Below are 23,930 nucleotides of genomic sequence, written 5' to 3'. Positions count from 1 at the left end.
AAAAACTCCATCTATTCTTCTTGATCTTTCTGTTACATTCAAGTGGATACGGTCAATCGGAAATCGCCTTGAACGACATTCAGGTTATTGGCAGTCACAATAGTTATAAAATTGCTATTGAAAAACCATTATGGAACTACCTTTTTCAATTGGATTCAACAATGGCAAAGTCGTTACAGTACGACCATCCATCATTAACAGATCAATTGGATTTAGGTTTACGCAACTTAGAACTTGATATTTTTCATGATCCCATAGGTGGTAGATATGCCAAACCAAAAGGCATTGCTATCATAAAGCAAACCGGGGAAACTCCCTTGCCCTTTGATATAAATTCTGAGTTGAAAGAACCTGGCCTAAAAATGTTCCATATCCAAGATATCGATTTTAGGAGCCATCAATTATTATTTAAAAATGGGCTTCGCGAACTTAAAGAATGGTCCAATAAAAATCCGAACCACTCTCCTATCTTTATACTGATCAATGCAAAAGATAGTAGCGTACCACAAACTACCGAACCGTTGCCGTTTACCAAAATTGCTTTTGACAGTTTGGATTTAGAGATCAGGAACGTTCTGCCTAAAGATAAACTCATTACGCCCGATATGGTACGTGGTAATTATAATAGTTTGGAAAAAGCCATAACCACAAGGGGATGGCCAAATTTAAAGGATACGAGAGGTAGATTTATTTTTGTACTTGATGAAAAGGAAAGAAAAATCAATGCCTACATTGATGGACATCCGTCTTTAAAAGATAGGGTGTTATTTGTAAATATCCCTGAAGGAAATCCCGAAGCAGCATTTCGCATCATCAATGACCCAATAAAAAATTTTGACTATATAAAAACCTTGGTGGCAAAAGGCTATTTGGTTCGCACAAGGGCAGATGCCGGGACTAAGGAGGCACGAAGCAACGACTATACCCGATTTGAAAAAGCAAAAGCTTCTGGAGCGCAGATTATTTCTACGGATTACTATATTCCAACAACCTTATTTTCTTCAAACTTTCAGATATATTTTGCAAAAGGTGTCTATGAGCGGATTCAGAGGTAAAATTATGCTGGGAAGATTTTTCCTTGTCCTTTTAGTGCTCCCCTTGTCTTGTAAAAAAAAGAGGGAACAAAAAGAAGCAATGAAAATTGCATTTTTGGCAGATATACACCTTCAGGATATATATGCGGAATTTTCAGATACCGACTACAAAGGTGTTTTAAATTCGGAAACCGGTAGACATAATACAATTAGAACCATGGGAGCGCAATTACGCTCTACCCGCTTGTTCAATGAAAACTATTTTGCCTTTACCACAGCGTTAGAAGATATAGCAAAAAGAAATATTAAGCTAGTAGTTCTTCCTGGTGATTTTACCGATGATGGACAACCTATGAATGTTAGGGCACTTCAGAAAATACTAAAAGACTATTCAAAAACTCATGGGATTCAATTTTTAATGACTACGGGAAACCATGATCCTGTAAGACCATTTACCCAAGATGCCGGCAAAACGGATTTTCTTGGAGAAGATGGTCGGGAACAAGCTATCTATAGTGATTCGAGTATGATTCAACGCTCAAAAACAGGGGTATTGACCCCTGTTATTACCCAGGACATCAAAGAATGGGGATATCAAGAGATTATCGATGAACTGGCTGATTTTGGGTTTTATCCAAAAAAAGAGTTTTTGTATTGGGAAACTCCCTACAGCACTTACTCATATGATGATTATACGCACAATAAGGCGAGCGATGAAGCGCCATTGACAAAAAGAGTGTATCGTATATCAAATACGAATATTCCCATTCCAGATGTGAGCTATTTGGTGGAACCTGTTCCAGGAATATGGCTTTTGGCAATCGATGGCAATGTATATGTGCCAAAAGAAAATATGGCAAACGACACGAATGCGTCCACTCATTTTCATGGAGCAAGCATTGGCTATAATGATGTTATTGTGCATAAAAAACATTTGGTCGAATGGGTGAGGAAAGTATCCAATGAAGCCAAGCTGAGGGATAAAAATCTGATTGCTTTTAGTCATTACCCAATGGTAGAATTCAACGATGGAGCATCAGAAGCTATTAAAACTCTTTTTGGAATCGATAAAATGCAGTCTCGAAGGATTCCGGACAAGGAAGTAGCAGAAATTTTTGCCGATGCCGGACTACAAATCCATTTTGGAGGTCATATGCATCTAAATGATACAGGAGTGCATACTTCTGCAAAAGGTAACACTCTGTTTAATATACAGACCCCATCACTGGCCGCTTATCCATCGGCTTATAAGATATTGACTTTAAATTCCACACATAAATATCAAGTTGAAACTGTTCTATTGCATGACGTTCCCGAATTTAACTCCTTGTTTTCATTGTATTACAACGAACACCAACATTTGAAGAAAAGTCAGGATACGCTAATTTGGGACAAGGATATCTTAAGTTCAAAAAACTACAAAGACTTCACCAGTTGGCACTTACATGAGTTGATTCGTTTTCGATTTATTCCAGATGATTGGCCCAAACAATTTGTGGAGAACGTGGTATTAAAATCGGGAAAAGAATTACTCTCTGAGAGTACCGTAAATTCTGGTGAACTTTCAACCCAACTGGATTCAATCGATGTTACCATTGCGGATTTTGAAGAATGGACTGGTTTTGATATGGTTCTTGATTTTTATAAATTATATAAAGCAGATGAGCTTGCCTTTTCAGAAATAAGCGACCATCGACTGAAACAATATGAATTATTGTGTCAACAGTGGCAAAATTCGGAAGAGCAAAAATTACGTCTTTGGTCAAAGATTTTTTATAGCTCTTTTAACGGTGAACCCTCCAATAATTTTACCATTGATTTGAAAAATGAAACCATAGAACGGTTGGGCGCCAAACAATCAGTTATAAGTGATTGATAAATTGTAAATTACATTATGCATTTACTGCTCCAATTTTGTAAAAGACTGCACCGGAAAGAATTGGTTCCGATACTATTTCTATGTTTTATAGGGAATTCGCAGAATATCAAGTTTGAGCATTACAATGATAATGATGGGTTGTCCCATAATTCCGTTCGCCACATCACACAGGACAATAACGGTTTTTTATGGTTGGGTACATTTTCGGGCCTCAATCGTTTTGATGGATACCAGTTCAAACCTTACTTGAGTAGCGTGACCAATACATACGGACTCAATAATGATGATATCACAGCATTGGAGTTCGATAGCGATTCGAATGAACTTTGGATAGGTACCAGAAACGGATTGACCCATTTGGATCTAGAACGCCACTCCTTTCGAACATTTTTACCAGAAGCCGATAATCCAAATAGTTTGGGCGATAGTGAAATCCGTTCTGTGCTTGTAGATAGTAAAAAAAGAGTATGGGTCGGTACAAAGACTCGAGGATTGTACAGGTATTCACGCATTCAGGATAGTTTTGTCCAGATTGATATCGATGGATTCAACTACGTCAAAGAAATCTTCGAAGATCATGAGGGAAATATTTGGGTTGGTACGTACGGTAAAAAATCTGTTGCCAAAATAGTGTTGGACGTTGACGGCAATAGTAACCGCATATTCCAGTACACGCTATCAGCTGTTGGTCTAGAAGAACAAAACCCTTATTTGAATTTTATTTACCAAGACCATAAATCAGACATCTTTATCGGCACACGAAATGGCCTTTACAAACTAGATAAAGAAAAAAACAGTTTTAAAGATCTATATATCGAAGATCGAGGTGTCAGGGAGCAATTGGGGCCTCATTTTATTTCTGTGGCGCGTTCTCCGGAAGGACAATATTGGGTGGGTACCTTGGGTGGCCTTGTAAACTGTAACCAACTGGAAGATATAGCAGATGGAAATTTCGATTGGCACTATACCATACTTTCAGATGATAGCTCAGTGGTGGACAACCTTGTATACGCGCTTTATTTTGATGCTTCAGGAGTATTATGGATAGGCACCGAAGATGGTCTTGATAAATACGATCCATACAAAAACCAGTTTAAGCTGAATAAGAGCATCTCATTGCACATTAACAATCAAGTTCCTCGAATACGAGGGTTTTCAAGAACATATGATGATAAGGTAATTGTTGCTACTAGGCACAATGGATTGTTCATTATGCACGAAGATGAGATTTTGCCGCTTTTTAACAAAAAGTATGATATTGCCAGCATCTATTCCGAAGACGGCAAAGTTTTCTACTGTGGGCTGTGGGATGGACGTATTTTGGTGTACGACTATATCGATAATATTGGAAGAGATGTGGATTTAGGATTTCAAGGCTCATCTGTCCTCACATTTAGCAAGTACGGTGATCACGCAATTATAGCTGGTTCATTTGAGGGCGGTGCACTTTTCTTTGACAAAAGAACGTTGACTCCGATTCAAGATATGGGAAGATTGCTTCCCGGGCGATCTGTAAATAAAATAGTAGTTGAAAACAACAATAAAAAGATATGGTTCGCTACTGAAGATGGTGTTACAAGCTTAGATCTTATTACAAATAACATAACAAACTATAGGGCCTCTACAGATTATCCAAGAGGCCTGCCACATGATAACGTGAGTGATATCACCATAGACACTCAGAATAATTTGTGGGCCGCAACAAGACTCGGTCTCAGTTATTACAATTCAAAAGAGGACGCTTTTGAAAAGTTTGATGGCCCTGTGGAACTATCTGGAAAATGGATAACCGATATGCTGACCGATGCCAATGGTATGCTCTGGTTGAACATGAACAATAGTATTGCCAAATTGGATACACAGAATAACGAGGTCAGTGTTTATAATACAAACAGCGGTAATCGATTGGATGTGTTCAGTTCAAGTGGATTTTATCACGTAGCGGGTTCGGATATCTTCCTTGGAGGAAAGAATGGGGTCATTTATTTTTCACCCTATGACTTAAAGGAAAATCAGTGGTCGCCAAAACCTTTTATTACAGAATTTAAAGTCCAGAACAAAGTAGTCCATCCAGGAGTTGAGATAAACAAACAAAAGTTTGATATGCAAGACCTTAATTATGGAAAAAAGGTAAGTCTCAACTATAACAACCGCAATTTTTCGCTGCAGTTTTCCAATCCTTCTTTCTCCAACGAACGTTTGAACAAATATGAGTACATGCTAGAAGGTTTTGATGAAGATTGGATCAGTGCTGGAAGCAACTCGAGAACCGTACAGTATACGAATCTTTATCCAAACGATTACATATTCAAGCTACGATCTAGCAATAGTAATGGAAATTGGAGTGATTTGGCTACTTATGATATCACCATAAAATCACCATTTTGGCTAACTCCGGAAGCTTTGTTGATTACACTTTTTGTTTTGTCTATCGGTTTTTTTGTTATTCGACGCGAGTTAAAAAATAAATCCCGTCTACGTCAAGCATTGCTTTTTGAAAAAATAAAACAAGAGCGCATTGAAAAACTGAACAATGAAAAATTTCGATTTTTCACCAACATTTCACACGAACTTAGAACACCTCTGACGTTGATTTTAGGGCCGGCCAAAGATCTTGTTAAAAAGTCGACCGAAATACAAAATCATTTTTTGGAGTCACGTTCCCAGCTTATCCATCAAAATGCCAATCGATTGCTAAACCTGGTCAACCAAATATTGGACTTTAGAAAGGCGCAAACAGGGGAGTTGAGCCTAAAAGTCAGTCAAATCGATATACTACAGCAATGTCAGGATATTTTTGACTCCTTTAAGGATTGGGCCATCAGCAAGAATATATCGTTCAACTTTAATTGTGAGTATGACATTATAACTGGATGGATAGACAAGGACAAATTGGATAAGATACTGTACAATCTTTTATCCAATGCGATAAAATTTACTGATAGTAATGGTAGTGTAGACCTATTTGTGGGGTTTGCCGACGATTCAAAAAAGCATTTATTGCTCGAAGTCAGCGATGATGGTATTGGTATACCACAATCGGCTCAAAAAAACATTTTTTCACGCTTTTACCAAGCAAGAAACAGTAAAGATAGTACTACTGGTTCAGGTATTGGCCTCTCATTGGTAAAGTCCCTTGTTGAGGTCCATAAGGGGGCAATTCTACTTCAAAGTGAGTCTAACAAGGGGTCAATTTTTACAGTGAAGTTGCCTATAAAACGAAAGTACTTTGATGATAGTGAAATACGTAACATATCGGTAAAAGCGTCGAGTATAAATACATTAAGAAAAACGGCCCATAAGAAGAAGATAGTACAATCGACCCATATTAAAGAGAAAATACTCATTATAGAAGATAATATTGAATTGCGTAACTATGTTGAGGAGTATCTTTCGGAATACTATAAAGTATATTGTGCAGAGAATGGGGAAGAAGGCCTGTTAATGTGCCGTAAGATAATGCCCATACTATGTGTTGCGGACATTATGATGCCTGTTATGGATGGACTACAGTTTTGTGAAGAACTGAAAAAAGACCAAGCCATAAGCCATATTCCTGTTATTTTGCTTACGGCACGCTCAGAAAATGAGGATAAAGTGCAAGGATACAATGTGGGTGCGGACGGCTATATGGTAAAACCTTTTGATCCTGCTTTGCTAAATACAAGAATCATCAATATTATTAATTCGCGCAAGGAACTCAAAGCAAAATTTTCAGGTGAAGTTGATAGCGAAATATCCCTTTTGACGCACTCGCCTATCGATGAAGAGTTTATGAAAAGAATAACCAGGCTGATTGATGAAAAAATTGGCGAGGCAGATTTGACCACTTCGTTACTGTGCCAAGAACTAGGTATGAGTTCTTCTAAACTATATAGGAAAATCAAAGAATTAACCGATTTGGCACCTAATGAATTCATTCGAACAATACGTTTAAAACAGGCAGCAGTGTTGTTGAAAAGCAGAAGATATAATGTTTCTGAGGTGTCTGTCTTAGTAGGATTCAACGATCCCTTGTATTTCAGTCGTTGTTTTAAAAAGCAATTTGGCTATCCGCCCAGCCAATTGATTAAAAATAATGTACAAGCGAAATCACTATAAAGCATGGAATTTTAAAATGTCCATGTTTTTGATATGATATTCCATATCGTAAAGTTTACGAAATAGTAATTTCATTTTTCTAAATTAACTAAATACAGCGTCTATGAAACCATCTGAAAATAAGAACCTTCGACAGCCAATGAACGATGTGGATGACTGGGAAGACGATTTGTTACAACGCTACCCAGACCCTGACGAAACCATAAAAGAGAAAGAAGACTATAGAAATTATGTAGATTCCGAAAGGGTTGATGGTGTACGTGAATTCTATCGGTTGAACCATAAATTTCAGACGTACAGTTTCGTAAAAGAAAAGGAAGCGGAATTTCTAAAATTTGATAAACGTACCATGACACTCTGGGAAGCTGTCGATTTTCTTAACACGCTGGTCGATGACAGTGATCCAGATATCGATTTAGATCAATTGCAACACTTGTTGCAAACATCAGAAGCGATTCGTGCAGATGGACATCCCGACTGGTTTGTATTAACAGGTTTTTTGCACGATATGGGCAAAGTGCTTTGTCTCTTCGGTGAACCACAGTGGGCCGTTGTGGGCGATACCTTTCCCGTAGGATGTGCCTTTTCGGATAAAATAGTATATCCTGAATTTTTTGATGAGAATCCAGATTCAAAAGACGAAAGATATACAAGTAAACTTGGTGTGTACAAGGAAAATTGCGGGTTGGATAATGTAAAAATGAGCTGGGGGCATGATGAATACCTCTATCAAATCATGAAAGATTATTTGCCCGAACCAGCACTTTATATGATCCGTTACCACTCGTTCTATGCCCAACACCGTGAAGGGGCTTACGATCATTTAATGAACAAAAAAGACCATGAAATGTTTGAGTGGGTAAAAAAATTCAACCCATACGACTTATATTCAAAAGCACCCACACCACCTGATGCTAAAGCCTTAAAGCCTTATTATGAAGATTTGGTTGCCAAATATTTACCGGCAACATTGAAGTTCTAATTAGGTAACTGCCAGAATGAACTCAGCATATATTGGCTTTTTTGGATTTACGCTATTCGTCATCTTTTACACGGTTTATAAGCTTCGAAAAGATAATTTCAAAACGGCAAAAGGCTACTTTTTAGCAGGAAAAAGTCTGACAGGGCCCATAATTGCCGGGTCAATGATCTTGACAAATATTTCTACCGAGCATTTGATCGGAATGAATGGTAGTTCATATAAAAATGGAATTATCGTCATTGCTTGGGAGGTTACTTCAGCAATTGCGCTTGTCATTGCTGCAATTTTCTTTTTGCCGCGGTTTATCCGAATGGGTTTAACCACTATCCCAGAGTTCTTGGAAAAGCGTTTTGATGGCACCACGCGTTCTATAGTGGCCTTTTTATTAATGCTTTCCTTTGTGGTCACCCTGTTGCCAATTGTACTGTACTCGGGCGCTATTAACATTGAAAGTGTTTTCGATTTTTCTGCACTTTTTAATGTTCCACGGAGAATGGCGATGATCTATATGGTCTTGGTCATTGGGGTTATAGGCTCTTTTTATGCCATTTTTGGAGGATTAAAAGCCGTTGCATATTCAGACACTTTAAATGGGGTAGGGCTTATGTTGGGCGGCTTATTGATACCTGGAATTGCTTTGTATGAAATTGGTAGCGGTAATATTCTTGAAGGACTATCTACGGTATATAATTTTGCTCCCGATAAATTTGATATTATTGGAAAGCCAGATTCCGTTTTGCCCTTCTCCGTATTGTTTACTGGGTTGATGATCAATCAAATTTATTTTTGGGGAATGAACCAAGCCATCATTCAAAGAGCGTTTGGTGCAAAGAATTTGGTTGAAGCACAAAAAGGTCTCATTTATACGGGTGTTCTTAAGCTTCTGGTACCATTGATCATTGTATTGCCGGGGTTGATCGCCTTTTACTATTTTCAAGACGCTTATTATAAAACACCAGATTTGATTTACCCCATGCTGGTGAAAAAAGTACTCCCCACGTATTTGTTCGGTTTTTTTGCGGCGGTTATTCTTGGTGCGGTTCTTAGTACCTTCAATAGCGTACTGAATTCTGCAAGTACTGTATTCTGCTATGACATCTATAAAAAATCCATTGATAAGAACGTATCAGATGCAAAATTGGTACGTTACGGAAAATTGATATCAGTGCTATTGGCAGTTATCGCAATAACTGTTGCACCTATGGTAGCTTATGCTCCCGATGGGCTTTATTTTCTTTTACAGGAATTAAATGGCATTTTCTTTATACCCATTTCTTCAATCATTATAGCAGGTATATTTATTAAACAGATTAATACGATTGGTGCAAAGGCTGGACTATTCTTTGGGTTTACCTTCTATATAATAACGACCTTCATTTTAAAAGTTGATATTCATTTTGTTCACTTATGGGGGATTGAATTTGTATTAAACTTTCTCATTATGTTTTTGTTTTCTAAATTATTCCCAACAACAGTTTTTTTGGAAGACACCTCAGAAGATTCTGCTGAAAAAGGTTGGTCTTCGGTCAATTTTGCTGGAATTATTTTGGTGGTGCTGACCATTCTAATTTACATATTGCTGTCGTGATTATACAGAGATTTAAAACCTATAAGCTCAATATTTCCAATTGGAGAAGGCAGTACAAATATTGGTTGTCCCATTTTATCTCTATTTTTAAAAATTGATAGTAGATTTAAGTCATTTCGTTTTTCTCTATTATTTTTAATAGACCTTAATGATAATAAGATGATACGAATACTATATAGCTGGCAAGTAGAGCCAGAAAAATTAGAGCTTTTCATCGAGACATGGAAAAGAACAACGAATAGAATTCATAAAGAAGTTGAAGGAGCAAGAGGTGGTTTTATGTTGCAGAACGATAAGGATACCAAAGAAATAAAGACAATAGCAAGGTGGGATTCTCTAAATGATTGGAAGATATTTTGGCACGATGGCAACCATAGCCAAATGGGATCCATGCATGATTTGGGCGAACGAACTTCCGTAGAAATCTTTAGGGAAATAGATGATTTTACAAGGTGAAATTGAATGAAGTATTCTTTGAGTAAATTTTAAAGCTCAAAATAAGGGATAACAAGTGTGGCGAATATTTAGAGATATTGGAGGGTTTTTTTGGTGGGTTTTTGCAAAGTTTGGCACGTCTGAACTTGAGCATGAACAATCACAAATTAACTGGAATAGAAACATAATGGTTTCGATAATTGTTCTCCTCACATTGACTTTTGTAATTCTAAAGTTTAAATAAACGACAAAAAGTAAACGCCCTTTCGAATCGCTATAAGTATTGTCGTTCCTAATTGCTTTGTTTTTTACATCCACTCCGCTCTTGGCATCTATATATAAAGCGGGACAAACACCGAAGAAGTTTTTTTGAATGATTGAAAATGGATACTTTTAAAGAAGTGTCCAAAAGCCGCAAAATTTTATATAGAATAATTGCTACATTGCTTATTCTTCTGAGCATTGCAATTGGTATTTATCTTATCCCAGACCTTATACCCCTGATAAAAAGGACGCCTTATCAATTGCTAGACCCTAAGGCAGTTGTCAGGAACGAGTTAACTCAAGATTGGTTTTGGCAATCCGTTGGTTGGTTTATAGCTTATATGATATTTAGAATAGGGAAATCATTCTACAAAGACAGTAAGAAACCCTCCTGAACCAGAAAGAGAATCTAAGGGTAGACTTTCAGACATCTATATACAAAGCGGGACAAACGCTATTAAAAAACAACGAGATACAATCTTCTCAAAAGTTCAATAAGGCCATATAGAAACATTAGCAACCCACCTATGGCTCTTATCCAATTGTTAAAACCATGTGGTTTTTCCAGCCAAGAATTATAACCATGCTTTAAGGTAAAGCTCAGTTGCGACCAAAATACCCATCCTCCAATAAGTATAAATATTACCAACCATTTAGGGTCGTCCATTGACCACTCCGTAAGAAATTCAATCATATTCAAATCTACTTAAAACCCTCCTGAACCAGAAAAATAGTCTAGGGGTGATTAAAGGTACTAAAAGCAAAAGTGCTAACTTAGAGAGTCTAAAAACTAACTATGCAAACGGAAAACGAAATCACAGCTATAATAACAAGTGTAACTTTAACTGTAGTGGCTTTAGTTGGTGTTTGGCTATATATATTCTACAAGTTGAAGAAAAAGGCCAAAGAATAGGCTAGTGGGGCATCTATATACATTATAGAATAAAGTCAAGAACTGGAGGAATACAATTTTCCTATCTTTAACCCATGACTGTGAGACTACCTAAAGGAGAGGACAAAAACATATCCGACAGTGGTGATATGGCCCGCATAATGCAAAAGGTATTGTGGCGTCAGAATAGGCACCACAGGAACAAGGAATACTTTTGGACCATAGGTATAGGCCCGACCAATGATATCGACTATATAGAACTCGTGACCATTGGAACCCGCAACAGGAACATTCTAGCCCCAGTTGACGTTTTCAGCTTGGCGGTATCAAAAAAGTGTACAAAGGTCATTTTCTGCCATAACCACCCTTCGGGAAAATTGGAACCCAGTAAGTCCGATTTAAAGTTTACGGATGAAATGGAAAGGGCAGGAGCCATATTGGGAATAACCATGTTGGATCACATCATTATCACCGAAACGGACTATATATCCATACAGTAAACTGCCAACACCTCCAAAAAAGTCATAAATGTTTTGGATCCGATTGGTATAATACTTAGATTTGGTCATGAAAAAAGGGGCTCACCGCCAAGCTTACCCCTTTTCCGACGGTAATTTTTCAAAGCCCTGTCCTAATGAGAGACGGCACACTTTGATTTTCTCGTCTATATGTCCGCTAATGATGCGGAGTATGTATTTTAAAAGTGGCACTTCAAGCAATGTACAGCCTAAGTTCGTCAACCGTTGGTCTGGACCTATCTTTATAGTGCCACCTTATTTTTAATATATCGTCATTTGACTTGTTTCCTTTGTTTCAAAAGGGCGATATTTTTCAATTATTTTACCATCCGTATTCAACCATTTTTTATAACCCCAAACATTTCCTTTTGGAGTATTATTGATTTTAAATTTTATAAGTCCATCAACTGTTTCATTTTTGTAGGCAGCTGATATGTTAACTGATACTTTTCTTTTCAACCTATCAATATTATATTGATGATAATAAGGCATTAATGATTCAGCTAATTCATGATTGCTTAAAAACCTGCCTTTCTTATCCAATAAATACAATATTTGTTCAAGCCATTTTTTGTGGTATGGGAAATCGTCGTAGGGAACTTCTTTGGTCTCTATCATTTTGGACGTAAATTCAATCGGTGAATCGAAGTCCACTATATTAAAATTATCATCCGAATATGCATCAATCATCAAATTCAAAATAGTCAGCTTTTTCTCCAGTATAGTCTTTTCTTCCAGTAAATCTTGTAAGGATATTTTTGACATAATGCTCTTATTTTTCGCGTATATAGCTGCTATTGTTTATATTTGCATAACAAAAAAGTGGAGCTGGAGGGGATTGCACCCTCTGTTTAAGAATAGGAACTCCGTAACATCGCTAGACAGCCCCTTACTTTTTTATTACATTTCTAAAAACCAAAAAAGTCCGCTCCGTCAAGTTTGGGCTTTTTTGTTTTATTAAGACAAAGCTAATCTATATTAAGATCGGAAATAGACTACAAACCTCGTAGTTTTCAAGAGTTGTTAACAATCGAAGTATTTTTTTCAGAGTTTTGAAAAATAAATTAGTTTAATATATTGAATATCAGATAGTCATAAAACAGATTTGTTATACATAAGTTGGTTGAAAACCTATGTTTTATTTTAGTGATGTTTTACCTTGTAAATCTTGTAATGTCCATAAATTAGAGGGTTTTCTGACTTTCGCACCAATGTCCAGTAACTAGGAAAATCTTTACCTTCCATGTATTCCGTGATCTTTTTCAGATTACCGAACGTACCCAATTGACCTCCATCTTACAGGAGTACAAAATTTGTTTATTATCTATACACAATTATTTACATCCGTTTACAAACGAAAACAAATGTTTTAAAACCGATTCCTGTTTTTTACTGCTCTTATGTTTGCCCTGTCGAATGATAAGCGTTCGATAGTATGAACTGTTTAACACGTAAAATTTAAAAAAGATGAACTCACTAAGAAACAAAGTACAGTTGATTGGAAACCTTGGAAATGACCCAGAAATCGTACTGTTGGAAAATGGCAGTAAACTGGCAAAATTTTCAATAGCTACAAACGAATCCTATAAAAACGCCGAGGGGGAAAAGGTGACGGATACCCAATGGCATAATATCGTTGCTTGGGGGAAAACAGCAGAGATTGTGGAAAACTATTTAATGAAAGGTAAAGAAGTTGCGATTGAAGGAAAGTTGGTATCACGTTCGTATGAAACCAAAGAGGGCGAGAAACGATACATCACTGAGATCAAGTGCAATGAACTTTTGATGTTAGGCAAATAAGTTGGACTAACAGATAAACGATAAAGGGGGTGTTTGACCCTCTTTTTTCTTTTTAAGGGTAAATTAACTTTAATTTAAAGGGAAATCACGCAACACTTTTGTTGGTAGCCCGTCCAACATAAATAGAATGATTAATACATGAGAGCAGTTCGTTTTCCATTAATGGTGCTTGCTTGTAGTTCTTGGTTTGGGACTTTCACCCAAAACCAGAACCACACGGTAAACGGATTTCGATTTTATGAAAAGTTGGCGCAACGCGATGCTGATTATGAACAATCAATCCTACTTTTAAGTAATCAGGATGAATCGGATTATTGGGTAGATCAAAGAATGTACGAGCGGGATTTAGGTAAGATGAACTTTACCTCATACTTGGTGTATATGAAAGGTAAGAAGGATGCATACAAAGAACATCTTAAAAGCTGTACACATGACAAACCACATAGTGAACTGTACTTTCAAAAAGCAAAAGAGTATTTGTCACTATCGGATACGGATTTTTTCTCAATTCAGAATACTGGTAAGGTAACGCAATCCGATATGAAGAAGTAATAGCATAGCCTAAAAAATATAAAAGCCACCTCACAGGTGGCTTTTTTTATGCTACTTTCTTAAGTAGATCAAAACATGGGCAACGCTTACAGCGTTTATGCTCTGCCTTTTTGTATTTTTTACAACATTTTGTCTTACAATTGGTAAGCGTTAGCTCCTTTAGTGAGGCTTTATTATCTTTTTTTGATTTATTCTTTTTACCCATCGCAAAACACAGATAGGTCAAAAATAAGTTATTTTAAATTAATCTAAATAAATATGACTGTTAAAATTGTTCGCCGCCATTATCCGATGCAGCACTCTCAACAGTTAATTGTTGAATGTCCCTGTCAAAAAGGTACAATCCACCCTTATCATTTCCTATTAAGTTGATTTTATCAAGAACAGTTCTTGCCAAGGCCTCTTCTTCCAATTGCTCGGCTACATACCACTGCAGAAAATTATGCGTGGCATAGTCTTTTTCCTCTAAGGTAACATGGACCAGTTCATTGATACTTTGTGAAACAAAAACTTCATGGTCATAAAGTTCTTGCAACATTTTTGTCAATGTTCCAAACTCGGTTTCAGGAGCCTTTAAATCCGAAATATTGGCATGTCCGCCTCTCTCGTTTACATATTTCACCAATTTTAGCATATGCATGCGTTCTTCATCAGAATGGCGGTACATAAACCCAGCTACGCCCTCTAATCCTTTTACTTCGGCCCAAGAGGCCATTGAAAGATAGACTTGAGACGATTCTGCCTCTATCCGTATTTGATTGTTTAACGCTTTTTCTAGCTTCTTTGATAACATAAGTTGTCCTTTTTAACAAAGTTACAAAATCTAACAGCGGGTTTTAGAAGAAGATTTCTTGGGCAAGTCTAAAAGTATTGGCATGCGCCTCGACTATTGTTTTTATATCAGGTGAATATCCACCGCCCATACTACATTGTACGGGTATTTTGGCATTCAGGCATGTTTGGAGTACATAGCGGTCACGCTCTTTGCAGCCTTCTAAAGTCATTCCCAGCGTTCCGAGTTTATCCGAAGACAGCACATCTACGCCACAGAGATAAAAGATAAAGTCAGGATTCACCTGTTTCAACAGTTTTGGTAGCGTATTTTTTAGGATGGAAAGATATTCTTCATCGGTTGTTCCCTTTTCTAAGGGAATATCTAAATCGGACTCTTCTTTTTTAAACGGATAATTTCCACTACCGTGCATTGAAAAAGTGAAGACGGCATCGTCATCCTGAAATATTTCAGCCGTGCCGTTTCCCTGATGCACATCTAAATCTACAATCAATATTTTTTGTGCTTTTCCTTCATTTTGAAGATACCTAGCGCCAATAGCTTGATCGTTCAACATACAAAAAGCTTCTCCCCGGTTAGAGTAGGCATGATGTGTGCCTCCCGCAATATTCATAGCTATGCCATGCTTCAAAGCAAATTCACAACCTTTTATGGTGCCATCTGCAATAATTCGCTCCCGTTGTACCAGTTCATTGCTTAACGGAAAACCTATCTTTCGAGCAGCACTTGGTTTAATGCTCAGATTGATGAGTTTGTTATAATATTCAGCATCATGCGCCGCTAAAATGATAGTATCTTTTGGAGTTTCCGGTTGAAAAAAATTAGCTTCATCACAAGTGCCTTCATGTAGTAACTGCTGTGGTAAGAGGTCGTACTTGATCATGGGAAAACGATGCCCCTCTGGTAAAGGATGTTTATAAATAGGATGGAAAGCAATTTTGAGCATTGTAAGATCAATCTTTTTTATGCAATGCCAATTGGATACGTTTTCTTGGCACATCCACGTCCAAAACTTTTACCACGATTTGTTGATGTAAACTTACATGGGCATTCACATCCTTCACAAAAGAATCGGATAGGTTCGAAACATGGATAAGACCACTTTCTTTGATACCAATATCCACAAAACATCCAAAATTTGTAATGTTATTTACAATTCCTGGTAACAATTGGCCTTGCTGTAAATCGGTAATTTGTTTAATGTTTTGATTGAAGGTGAAAACCTTCGCTTTTTCCCTACGGTCCAGCCCTGGTCGTTTCAATTCTTCAAGAATATCCGTTAAGGTTGGCATTCCAACGGTATCCGTGCAGTACGATTCTATATTTATCTGTTGTATGACAGCTTCGTTTTGGATGATATCCGATACATCTATTCCTTTATCCTTCGCCATTTTTGCAACGATACGATAACTTTCAGGGTGCACGGCAGAATCATCCAAGGGATTAATACCATCTTTTATGCGTAAGAATCCAGCACCCTGCTCAAAGGCTTTACCGCCCAAACGGGAAACTTTTTTAATTTCTTCCCTACTCTTAAAGATGCCGTTTTCATTTCTATAGGCAACTATATTTTCGGCGAGTTTGGGCCCAATACCCGATACGTAACTGAGTAAGGGAACACTAGCGGTGTTAATGTTCACGCCAACAGCGTTCACGCAACTTTCTACAACCGTATCCAACGATGTTTTGAGTTTTGTCTGGTCTACATCGTGCTGATATTGCCCTACACCAATGGATTTTGCATCTATTTTGACCAATTCTGCCAATGGGTCGGCCAAACGACGCCCAATAGAAACCGCTCCGCGCACGGTAACATCATAATTGGGAAATTCATCCCTAGCTATTTTGGATGCGGAGTAAATGGAAGCACCCGCCTCGCTGACCACAAATACTTCAATAGGATTTTTAAAGGATATTCGTTTTACAAGTCGTTCCGTTTCGCGCGATGCCGTTCCGTTCCCAATGGCAATAGCTTCAATTTTGTGTGCATCTACCAAAGAACTTATTTTTTTAATGGCATCCGAACTTTTGTTTTGGGGTGCATGGGGATAAATGGTCTCATTGTGTTTTAAATCTCCCTGTGCATCCAAGCAGACCACTTTGCACCCCGTTCTAAAACCAGGGTCAATGGCCAAAATTCGTTTTTCGCCCAATGGCGCCCCCAACAACAGTTGTTTTAGGTTTTTGGAAAACACCTGAATAGCATCGGTATCCGCTTTTTCTTTGGCATTTTTTAAAATCTCGTTGGATAGGGAAGGTAATAAAAGTCGTTTGTAGGCATCAGTAATTGCCAATTCAATTTGAGCAGCACATGCATTGTTCGATTTTATGATACGCCTTTCTATATTGTCGAGTGCTCTATCGTTATCAATTTCAATTTTTATGCGGATAAAACCTTCTTTTTCTGCTCTTAAAATGGCCAAGAACCTATGCGATGGACATCTATTTAGCGATTCGCTCCAATCAAAATAATCTCGAAATTTTTGGGCTTTTTCACTTTCCTTTTTTGTTTTGATGACTTTTGAAGTGATTACAGCATGTCGATCTAGTTGATTTCGTAGTTGGTTGCGAATATCGGTACGTTCATTGATCCATTCTGCGATGATATAGCGAGCACCTTCCAGGGCGTCATCCTCATTAATGATCTCATTGCTGATATATTTGGAAGCGATAAATTCAATTTCATCGTTTTTTTGGGCCATGATGATTTTGGCCAAAGGTTCAAGACCTTGTTTTCTGGCAGTTTCCGCTTTTGTTTTTTTACTTTTCTTAAAAGGAAGGTAGATATCCTCTAATACCGCTAAATCGATACAGTTTTCAAACTTTGTCTTTAAGTCTGGAGTAAGTGCCCCTTGTTCTTCAACAACTTTGAGAATGGCCTGTTTTCTTTTTTCGAGAGCCTCAAATTGGGTTTTGAACTTTACGATTTCACCAACTTGCACCTCATCCAGATTGCCCGTACGTTCTTTTCGATATCTGGATATGAAGGGAATTGTACAATCTTCGTTCAATAGTGCAACCGTATTTTCGATGCTTTTTTCTGAAAGTTGTGTTTGTTTTAAAATGTAGGGGATGAGTTGCATGGATTCTTACTAGGGTGTATGTATTCTTTTTCTAGCTAGGCTGAAGTGTACTGCATCTCGACTGCCTGCCCGACTTCGTCTTTCAGGTGGGCGCTCGATGTGACATTACATATTAGATTATTAGAATTAATTTATACCCTCACCATTCCCAACCCCGTCTTCATCAGGATTTACAAATACCAATTTACCCCCTTTGTTTTCGGTCATCAAAATCATCCCCTCACTTTCGACCCCACGTAGTTTTCTCGAAGCAAGATTTACCAAAACGGTAACTTTTTTACCTATAATTTCTTCAGGTTTAAAACTTTCGGCAATTCCAGAAACGATGGTCCGGGTATCCAAACCAGTATCTACTTTTAACACCAAAAGTTTATTGGCTTTAGGCATTTTTTCTGCAGCTATAATTGTTCCCACCCGCATATCCAATTTGGTAAAATCATCAAAGGTGATGGTATCTTTTTGTGCCATAACTTCTTTTTCCATTTGACTTGTGCTGAGCTCTGTCGAAGCATTTGCTTTTTTTGTAGCTTCAAGTTTCTCCAATTGTGCTTCAATTTCGTTGTCCTCTACTTTGCGGAACAACAATTCACTTTTATTAATTTGATGTCCTGATGAGAGCAGAGTTTCTTGGGTTTCAATAGTATTCCAAGAGGTATCGACCGCTCCTTCGATAGGCTCAGTATGACTACCTGAACCGATATTGAGAATGGTTTTTAATTTCTTGGAGGTAAATGGTAAAAACGGTTCGCTGAGCACAGCCAGTCCAGTAGCAATCTGAAGTGCAACGAACATCACTGTTTTGGTACGCTCCGCATCAGTTTTTATCAATTTCCAAGGCTCTTCGTCTGCTAAATATTTATTGCCCAATCGCGCCAAGTTCATTAATTCTTGACTTGCTTCCCTAAATCGGTAGCGTTCCAGAGAACTGGAAATAAGCGCTGGAAAATTCTGTAAAGACTTCAAAGTTTCTTTGTCAACATCTTGAAATGCATCAGGGGTGGGAATTACACCATCATAATATTTATGCGTTAAGACTGCTACCCTGTTTATAAAATTTCCAAAAATGGCAACTAGTTCGTTGTTATTTCTCGCTTGAAAATCCTTCCATGTAAAATCATTATCCTTTGTTTCAGGGGCATTGGCAGTCAATGTGTAGCGAAGCACATCTTCCATATTTGGAAATTCAACCAAATACTCATGCAACCAAACCGCCCAATTTTTGGATGTAGATAGCTTGTTGCCTTCTAAGTTTAGAAATTCATTTGCTGGTACATTTTCCGGTAAGATAAAGTCGCCATGTGCCTTTAGCATGCTCGGAAAGATAATACAGTGAAAAACGATGTTGTCCTTACCAATAAAGTGAAGCAATTTACTCTCTTTATCTTTCCAATAGGGCTCCCAATTTTTTCCCTCTCTTTTTGCCCATTCCTTAGTTGAAGAGATATAGCCAATGGGCGCATCGAACCAAACATAGAGTACCTTTCCTTCACCACCTTCAACAGGTACTGGAATACCCCAATCCAAATCGCGCGTAACGGCACGTGGTTTTAAACCATCATCTATCCAAGATTTACATTGACCGTAGACATTGGGTTTCCAATCGTTTTTGTGGCCTTCCAAAATCCATTCTTTTAAAAAATCTTCATAACGGTCCAGTGGTAGAAACCAATGTTTGGTCTTTTTCAATATTGGAATACCACCTGTTATGGTAGATTTTGGATTGATCAAATCCGTTGCATTGAGGGAAGAACCACAATTCTCGCACTGATCTCCGTAAGCTTCTTCATACCCACATTTTGGACAGGTACCCGTAACAAATCTATCTGCTAAAAACTGCTTGGCTTTATCATCGTACAATTGTTCTGTGACCTCTTCTATAAAATCCTCTTGTTGGTATAATTTTTCAAAAAAATCCGATGCTGTCTTATGATGAATTTCTGCCGAGGTGCGGGAATAATTATCGAAGGAAATTCCAAAATCAGCAAAAGACTTTTTAATAATTTCATGGTATCTGTCAATAATCTCCTTTGGAGTAACACCTTCTTTTTTTGCCTTCATTGGGATGGCCACTCCGTGTTCGTCGCTACCACAGATAAAAGCAACATCTTTCCCCTGTAATCTTTGATAACGGGCATAGATATCTGCGGGGACATATACCCCTGCCAAATGTCCAATATGGATAGGACCATTGGTATAGGGCAAGGCTGCGGTAATGGTATATCTTGAAGGTGATAAAGTCTGAGACATGTACTATTTAGATTAAGCCTCAAAAATACAGAATTTCATTAGAGTGATTTCACCATTTCTATGAAGTAGTTTATGAATATGCCGATATCAAAAACAGTATTGATTTTTAGTTGGAGATATAGATATTCCATATATTGTAAGAATATACCTATAAAAATTAATGCTATGAGTACTGGTAATCCTAAAAAGTTGAAGAATCTTGAGAAGTTCAAATCCGTCTTAAAGGAGGAAAAGAAAGAGGTGACCAAAGTCTACAAAGACAAAAATCACGAAGTGAAAAAGGCACTGTCATTTAAAACAGATAAGGACAAACCCAAGTTGACCTAAAAAGGAAACCTCCGATTATGCAACCCTAAAAGGGGTGGGGAGATGCACTATCGGAGGATTCTGGAATGTAAGTGTTACTCGTTGTTACATAATCATTACTGATTTGCTCATTCTTTGGTCGCCCACTTGGATTTGATAGATGTATTTTCCAGTAGATAGGCTATCCCGCATCCTTTCCCTAATGTTGATTTCTGCAGAACCTTCCAACATCATTTCGTTGAAAACAGTACCTACATTTTGACCAAGGATGTTATACAATTGAATATCAACATGGGCCGCAACGGGCATTTCCAAATAAATATGTGGATTTCTTTCTGAAGGATAATACGGTTTATGAACAATGGTATTCAATAAATCTGGGTCTGGATTCATACCGTCCGGACTTGGTGGAGTGTCTGGTAAAGTTGGAGGGTCACTATCCATAGCAATATCCGGGAAATCGGTACCACTACAATTAAACCCAAGATTGACCGGAGCATAGGTATGGTTCAATAAATGTTGTTCTACCAAAGGTATTGGAACACAAAGCCATTCGGCCAGAACGGTGGCATATAAATCCCTAAAGTCCATGGTGTAATCTAAATTTCCTCGACTGTTAGGGCTATCCAATGAGGGGTGTTCCCCTACAAAGGCACTCCCTTTTAATCCTGATCCAAAGAATAGCGTAGGTGCAGCTTTTCCGTGGTCTGTACCTGTAGAGCCATTCTCAAAAATTCTTCGTCCAAATTCTGAAAAGGTCATACTAAGTACCTGTTCATCTTGTTGGGTAAAGGCAATATCTTCATAAAAATTGTTTATCGCTATCGAAAGATTGGACATCAATCGTTCGTGTGCTAAAGGCTGGTTACCGTGAGTGTCAAAACCACCCATAGAAATCATATACACTTTTGTGCCCAAATTTCCTTTGATTAACCTAGCCAACAATGCCAACTGTCTTGCAAAACCATTCTCTTGGTATTCCACTTGGTTTTCTCCTCTTTCGTAGGCAGCGTGGATTTTCCCAGCATATTCGTATGTGGTATTTGCAACCCCTCTTAAAAATTTAAGTTGATCACCGTACATACAATTATCGAAAGGAGCATTTTCAATATCATAGAAAGACCCGGTTTGAGCAATTTCTTCCAGTTGATCTACATTATTCGTTACAAATGCATAGTTGGTCTCTTCACCTTGAAAAACCAAGTTTGCTATGTTACCAATCTGTATTGCTGCAGGAGCTTCAGGAGGATTGATTAAATAATCTGGATAAATATTTTCAAAATGCCTTCCCATCCAACCTGTATTCAATCCAGAAAAACCGGTGCTGGTCAAATCGGTATTAGCAAAAATGTCCGACCCCGTAAAATGGGATAAGCTTTGTCTTTCATAGCCTACACCATGAACTGCTTTGAATTGCCCTTCTCCCCAAAGAGGCTCTAAGGCACTCATGTAGGTAGGTACACCAAAATCATCCGTTAGCTTTAAAACTTTACTCTCGGGAATATAGATATTGGGTCTTGCATTGGCATAGGTGTCGTATTGTTGAATAGGAATAACGGTACTTAAGCCATCGTTACCACCGGACAATCGAATCAAAATAAGAATATTGTCAGTTTCAGCTGCTGCTATTGCTGAGGTCAATGGAGAAGGTCCAGATGCCGTAAGTAAGTTGCTTCCCAAAAACATGGAACCGGAACCGGCAATACCCAATGCTTGGATAAAGGAACGTCTGCTCCAGTTTTTATGTTCTAAATCGTGGCCTTCATGTTCCAGGCCTTTGTGTGGTGATGTATCTGTATCGTGATCGTTATGAGTATCGCACATAGTAGTAGGGGTTATTTAAGTTGAAATTCAGGTTGTCTAGACAAATGACGTAACAATAAGTACACTTGGGCATCTGCATTTTCAAGCGTAATTCTCCAATTTCCAGATTCTATTGTGTTGGTGTTCTCATAAGGTTCTCTAAAAACAGTGATAGCTGCATCATATTGAGATTGCTCTAAAAGTCCCTTCGGGGTTAATTTGTCTACAATGGCCCTTGCAACCACTGCAGGGTCACTTTCCATTCCAGGATCGATTCCTGAGGCGATGGTTACTTCAACTCCAAAAGTCGCAAATTGTCCTGAATCTGCTCCATATAAGTCTAATAAAAGGTCCTCCATGCTTATCCAGCGACCTATGATAAAATTGGTGTTGATCCATTCCCGGTCCCGTTGCCAACCGGCAACATCAAAGGGGTCAAACAGTTCCTGACCTAACACCGTAGAATTACCAACAACTTCTAGTAAATCATTTTCATTGTACGTAAAACTGGTTTCCTTGAAGAAGTTCAGATATAGGTCAAAGGGACTTTTGATAATGACACCTATAGCGGTTTCATCAAAAAAGTGCTGGCTTTTGAACAATTCTGAAAGTACTGGAGCAATTTCAAAGTTACTGGAAACCATTCTCTGTGCCATTCCATTAATGATATCTGGAGCGTTCCCGCCTTGATCGTTTGTAGAATCAGGGTGCACAAAAAATTCGTATAGTTTTTTGCAGATAAAACCTGCGATCAAGTCGGCTTTTTGGGTAAAGAGAATATCAATGGTATCATCATAGCCCCAATTACCTGTTTGACCAAAAATAGTTTTGTTATCTGTGTTAAAATTGTCTGAATCAAAAGTAACTTGCGTACACCCTTCTTCACCACGTTCAGTATATCCAGAGAGTGATTTGGAAGTTTCTATAATATCTTCTTCAGTATAGCCGTTGCCTTCTCCCAAGGTAAAAAGCTCATAAAGCTCACGGGCATAATTTTCGTTGGGATTGTTACCTCGGTTTCTAACTCCATCTAAATAATAGAGCATGGCACTGGTCAAACCAATTTCGCTTACGAAGGTTCTAAAATTCCCTAGAGCGTTACGCTGTAGACAATTTATGTAGTAATACAGAAAAGAATTACAATTATAAACGTCTAGCTCTGTAACAAAATGGTTGCTCCAAAAGAAGCTCATTCTATCCCTTAGGTTATTGTCCAGTAGCGAGTTGACATAAGAAAGAGTGAACTCTTCTTGTTGGGCTCGCTTAATCGGTCTGGCCAAGTCGTCATCTTCCGGGTAATTGGCATTTGTCCAATCTGCCCATTCCGGGGGTGGGATAACGGGTGCCGCTAGGGCTTGGTTCATTAGGTTATCTACAAGATTGCCTGCCGTCTGTCCAACAGCTGCAGTAATGGTCTGTACCGATGCGCTAAAACCTAGCCTTCGGTATAAGTGTTCAGCACGGGTTTTATCCAGTGGTGTATTGTACTCCGCTAAAGGTGAGGAATTACAATTGATGAAATACTCCATAACAATGTTTGGGGTTAAGAAAGTCCATAGTTTAGGGGCAACTATATGTTTAGTTGATGTTGGTGTGGTTCAATTGGGCCAACAAATTACAATAGTTAACGTTGTTTTTCCCGTGAACTGTTAA

18 protein-coding genes are annotated in these 23,930 nt (G+C 38.0%); 10 read left to right on the top strand and 8 right to left on the bottom strand.

The annotated features are described in order from the left end of the window. Positions 1 to 20: 20 nt before the first annotated feature. From KIM67_RS10250 to KIM67_RS10225, 6 genes are all read left to right on the top strand, one after another. Positions 21 to 1,055 carry a phosphatidylinositol-specific phospholipase C1-like protein gene (locus tag KIM67_RS10250; RefSeq protein WP_250149229.1) on the top strand — a complete coding sequence of 345 codons (1,035 nt, stop codon included), beginning with the start codon at positions 21 to 23 and terminating at the stop codon, positions 1,053 to 1,055. 79 nt (positions 1,056 to 1,134) lie between these two features. Continuing rightward, on the top strand, positions 1,135 to 2,910 hold the full coding sequence (locus KIM67_RS10245) for a metallophosphoesterase (protein WP_250149228.1): 1,776 nt from the start codon (positions 1,135 to 1,137) through the stop codon (positions 2,908 to 2,910). An 18-nt stretch (positions 2,911 to 2,928) separates the two neighbouring features. Further along, positions 2,929 to 7,014, top strand: coding sequence for a hybrid sensor histidine kinase/response regulator transcription factor (locus KIM67_RS10240; protein WP_213831236.1), 4,086 nt, complete (start codon positions 2,929 to 2,931; stop codon positions 7,012 to 7,014). Between the two features lie 103 nt (positions 7,015 to 7,117). Beyond that, positions 7,118 to 7,996 carry an inositol oxygenase family protein gene (locus KIM67_RS10235; RefSeq protein WP_163416821.1) on the top strand — a complete coding sequence of 293 codons (879 nt, stop codon included), beginning with the start codon at positions 7,118 to 7,120 and terminating at the stop codon, positions 7,994 to 7,996. Positions 7,997 to 8,012: 16 nt separating this feature from the next. Further along, positions 8,013 to 9,584: a solute:sodium symporter family transporter gene (locus KIM67_RS10230; RefSeq protein ID WP_213831235.1), complete on the top strand. Its 1,572-nt coding sequence runs from the start codon at positions 8,013 to 8,015 to the stop codon at positions 9,582 to 9,584. A 159-nt stretch (positions 9,585 to 9,743) separates the two neighbouring features. Continuing rightward, positions 9,744 to 10,040 carry an antibiotic biosynthesis monooxygenase gene (locus KIM67_RS10225; protein WP_213831234.1) on the top strand — a complete coding sequence of 99 codons (297 nt, stop codon included), beginning with the start codon at positions 9,744 to 9,746 and terminating at the stop codon, positions 10,038 to 10,040. 700 nt (positions 10,041 to 10,740) lie between these two features. Here the strand turns inward: KIM67_RS10225 and KIM67_RS10220 are convergent. Further along, on the bottom strand, positions 10,741 to 10,977 hold the full coding sequence (locus tag KIM67_RS10220; RefSeq protein ID WP_213831233.1) for a hypothetical protein: 237 nt from the start codon (positions 10,975 to 10,977) through the stop codon (positions 10,741 to 10,743). 299 nt (positions 10,978 to 11,276) lie between these two features. Here KIM67_RS10220 and KIM67_RS10215 point away from each other — a divergent pair, with 299 nt between their 5' ends. Continuing rightward, the gene (locus KIM67_RS10215) at positions 11,277 to 11,675 is read left to right on the top strand and encodes a JAB domain-containing protein (protein WP_213831232.1); all 399 of its coding nucleotides are present in this window, start codon (positions 11,277 to 11,279) and stop codon (positions 11,673 to 11,675) included. A 279-nt stretch (positions 11,676 to 11,954) separates the two neighbouring features. Here the strand turns inward: KIM67_RS10215 and KIM67_RS10210 are convergent, their stop codons facing one another. After that, positions 11,955 to 12,458, bottom strand: coding sequence for a hypothetical protein (locus KIM67_RS10210; protein WP_213831231.1), 504 nt, complete (start codon positions 12,456 to 12,458; stop codon positions 11,955 to 11,957). A gap of 702 nt (positions 12,459 to 13,160) precedes the next feature. Between KIM67_RS10210 and KIM67_RS10205 the strand changes: the two genes are divergently transcribed. Together KIM67_RS10205 and KIM67_RS10200 are read left to right on the top strand one after the other, a co-directional pair. After that, the gene (locus tag KIM67_RS10205) at positions 13,161 to 13,493 is read left to right on the top strand and encodes a single-stranded DNA-binding protein (RefSeq protein ID WP_213831230.1); all 333 of its coding nucleotides are present in this window, start codon (positions 13,161 to 13,163) and stop codon (positions 13,491 to 13,493) included. 138 nt (positions 13,494 to 13,631) lie between these two features. Next, a complete protein-coding gene (locus tag KIM67_RS10200; protein WP_213831229.1) occupies positions 13,632 to 14,045 on the top strand; it encodes a hypothetical protein in 414 nt (137 codons plus the stop codon). A gap of 265 nt (positions 14,046 to 14,310) precedes the next feature. Here KIM67_RS10200 and KIM67_RS10195 read toward each other — a convergent pair whose 3' ends face one another. The 4 genes from KIM67_RS10195 to metG all read right to left on the bottom strand — a co-directional run bounded on the left by KIM67_RS10195 (position 14,311) and on the right by metG (position 20,168). Beyond that, complete coding sequence (locus tag KIM67_RS10195) at positions 14,311 to 14,838, bottom strand: ferritin (RefSeq protein WP_213831228.1); 528 nt, start codon at positions 14,836 to 14,838, stop codon at positions 14,311 to 14,313. Positions 14,839 to 14,881: 43 nt separating this feature from the next. Further along, a complete protein-coding gene (locus KIM67_RS10190) occupies positions 14,882 to 15,784 on the bottom strand; it encodes a histone deacetylase (RefSeq protein WP_213831227.1) in 903 nt (300 codons plus the stop codon). A 7-nt stretch (positions 15,785 to 15,791) separates the two neighbouring features. Continuing rightward, positions 15,792 to 17,921: a Tex family protein gene (locus tag KIM67_RS10185; RefSeq protein WP_213831226.1), complete on the bottom strand. Its 2,130-nt coding sequence runs from the start codon at positions 17,919 to 17,921 to the stop codon at positions 15,792 to 15,794. A gap of 126 nt (positions 17,922 to 18,047) precedes the next feature. Next, on the bottom strand, positions 18,048 to 20,168 hold the full coding sequence (gene metG / locus KIM67_RS10180; protein ID WP_213831225.1) for a methionine--tRNA ligase: 2,121 nt from the start codon (positions 20,166 to 20,168) through the stop codon (positions 18,048 to 18,050). 165 nt (positions 20,169 to 20,333) lie between these two features. Between metG and KIM67_RS10175 the strand changes: the two genes are divergently transcribed. Beyond that, on the top strand, positions 20,334 to 20,495 hold the full coding sequence (locus KIM67_RS10175; protein WP_213831224.1) for a hypothetical protein: 162 nt from the start codon (positions 20,334 to 20,336) through the stop codon (positions 20,493 to 20,495). A gap of 84 nt (positions 20,496 to 20,579) precedes the next feature. On the opposite strand, the gene KIM67_RS10170 is transcribed toward KIM67_RS10175, so the two are convergent. Both KIM67_RS10170 and KIM67_RS10165 read right to left on the bottom strand, forming a co-directional pair. Next, a complete protein-coding gene (locus KIM67_RS10170; protein ID WP_213831223.1) occupies positions 20,580 to 22,298 on the bottom strand; it encodes a DUF1501 domain-containing protein in 1,719 nt (572 codons plus the stop codon). Positions 22,299 to 22,309: 11 nt separating this feature from the next. After that, a complete protein-coding gene (locus KIM67_RS10165) occupies positions 22,310 to 23,806 on the bottom strand; it encodes a DUF1800 family protein (protein WP_213831222.1) in 1,497 nt (498 codons plus the stop codon). Positions 23,807 to 23,930: the final 124 nt, after the last annotated feature.

This window comes from Flagellimonas sp. 389 (assembly GCF_018449435.1).
Taxonomy (GTDB): domain Bacteria; phylum Bacteroidota; class Bacteroidia; order Flavobacteriales; family Flavobacteriaceae; genus Flagellimonas.
Note: the sequence above shows the minus strand (reverse complement) of the source record. Positions and strands in the feature narration are given on the sequence as shown.

Excerpts from the sequence above, each read along its gene's own strand:
- KIM67_RS10245 (WP_250149228.1), top strand. The coding sequence starts at position 1,135 with ATGAAAATTGCATTTTTGGCAGATATACACCTTCAGGATATATATGCG.
- KIM67_RS10240 (WP_213831236.1), top strand. The coding sequence starts at position 2,929 with ATGCATTTACTGCTCCAATTTTGTAAAAGACTGCACCGGAAAGAATTG.
- KIM67_RS10235 (WP_163416821.1), top strand. The coding sequence starts at position 7,118 with ATGAAACCATCTGAAAATAAGAACCTTCGACAGCCAATGAACGATGTG.
- KIM67_RS10230 (WP_213831235.1), top strand. The coding sequence starts at position 8,013 with ATGAACTCAGCATATATTGGCTTTTTTGGATTTACGCTATTCGTCATC.
- KIM67_RS10225 (WP_213831234.1), top strand. The coding sequence starts at position 9,744 with ATGATACGAATACTATATAGCTGGCAAGTAGAGCCAGAAAAATTAGAG.
- KIM67_RS10220 (WP_213831233.1), bottom strand. The coding sequence starts at position 10,977 with ATGATTGAATTTCTTACGGAGTGGTCAATGGACGACCCTAAATGGTTG.
- KIM67_RS10210 (WP_213831231.1), bottom strand. The coding sequence starts at position 12,458 with ATGTCAAAAATATCCTTACAAGATTTACTGGAAGAAAAGACTATACTG.
- KIM67_RS10205 (WP_213831230.1), top strand. The coding sequence starts at position 13,161 with ATGAACTCACTAAGAAACAAAGTACAGTTGATTGGAAACCTTGGAAAT.
- KIM67_RS10200 (WP_213831229.1), top strand. The coding sequence starts at position 13,632 with ATGAGAGCAGTTCGTTTTCCATTAATGGTGCTTGCTTGTAGTTCTTGG.
- KIM67_RS10195 (WP_213831228.1), bottom strand. The coding sequence starts at position 14,838 with ATGTTATCAAAGAAGCTAGAAAAAGCGTTAAACAATCAAATACGGATA.
- KIM67_RS10190 (WP_213831227.1), bottom strand. The coding sequence starts at position 15,784 with ATGCTCAAAATTGCTTTCCATCCTATTTATAAACATCCTTTACCAGAG.
- KIM67_RS10185 (WP_213831226.1), bottom strand. The coding sequence starts at position 17,921 with ATGCAACTCATCCCCTACATTTTAAAACAAACACAACTTTCAGAAAAA.
- metG (WP_213831225.1), bottom strand. The coding sequence starts at position 20,168 with ATGTCTCAGACTTTATCACCTTCAAGATATACCATTACCGCAGCCTTG.
- KIM67_RS10175 (WP_213831224.1), top strand. The coding sequence starts at position 20,334 with ATGAGTACTGGTAATCCTAAAAAGTTGAAGAATCTTGAGAAGTTCAAA.
- KIM67_RS10170 (WP_213831223.1), bottom strand. The coding sequence starts at position 22,298 with ATGTGCGATACTCATAACGATCACGATACAGATACATCACCACACAAA.
- KIM67_RS10165 (WP_213831222.1), bottom strand. The coding sequence starts at position 23,806 with ATGGAGTATTTCATCAATTGTAATTCCTCACCTTTAGCGGAGTACAAT.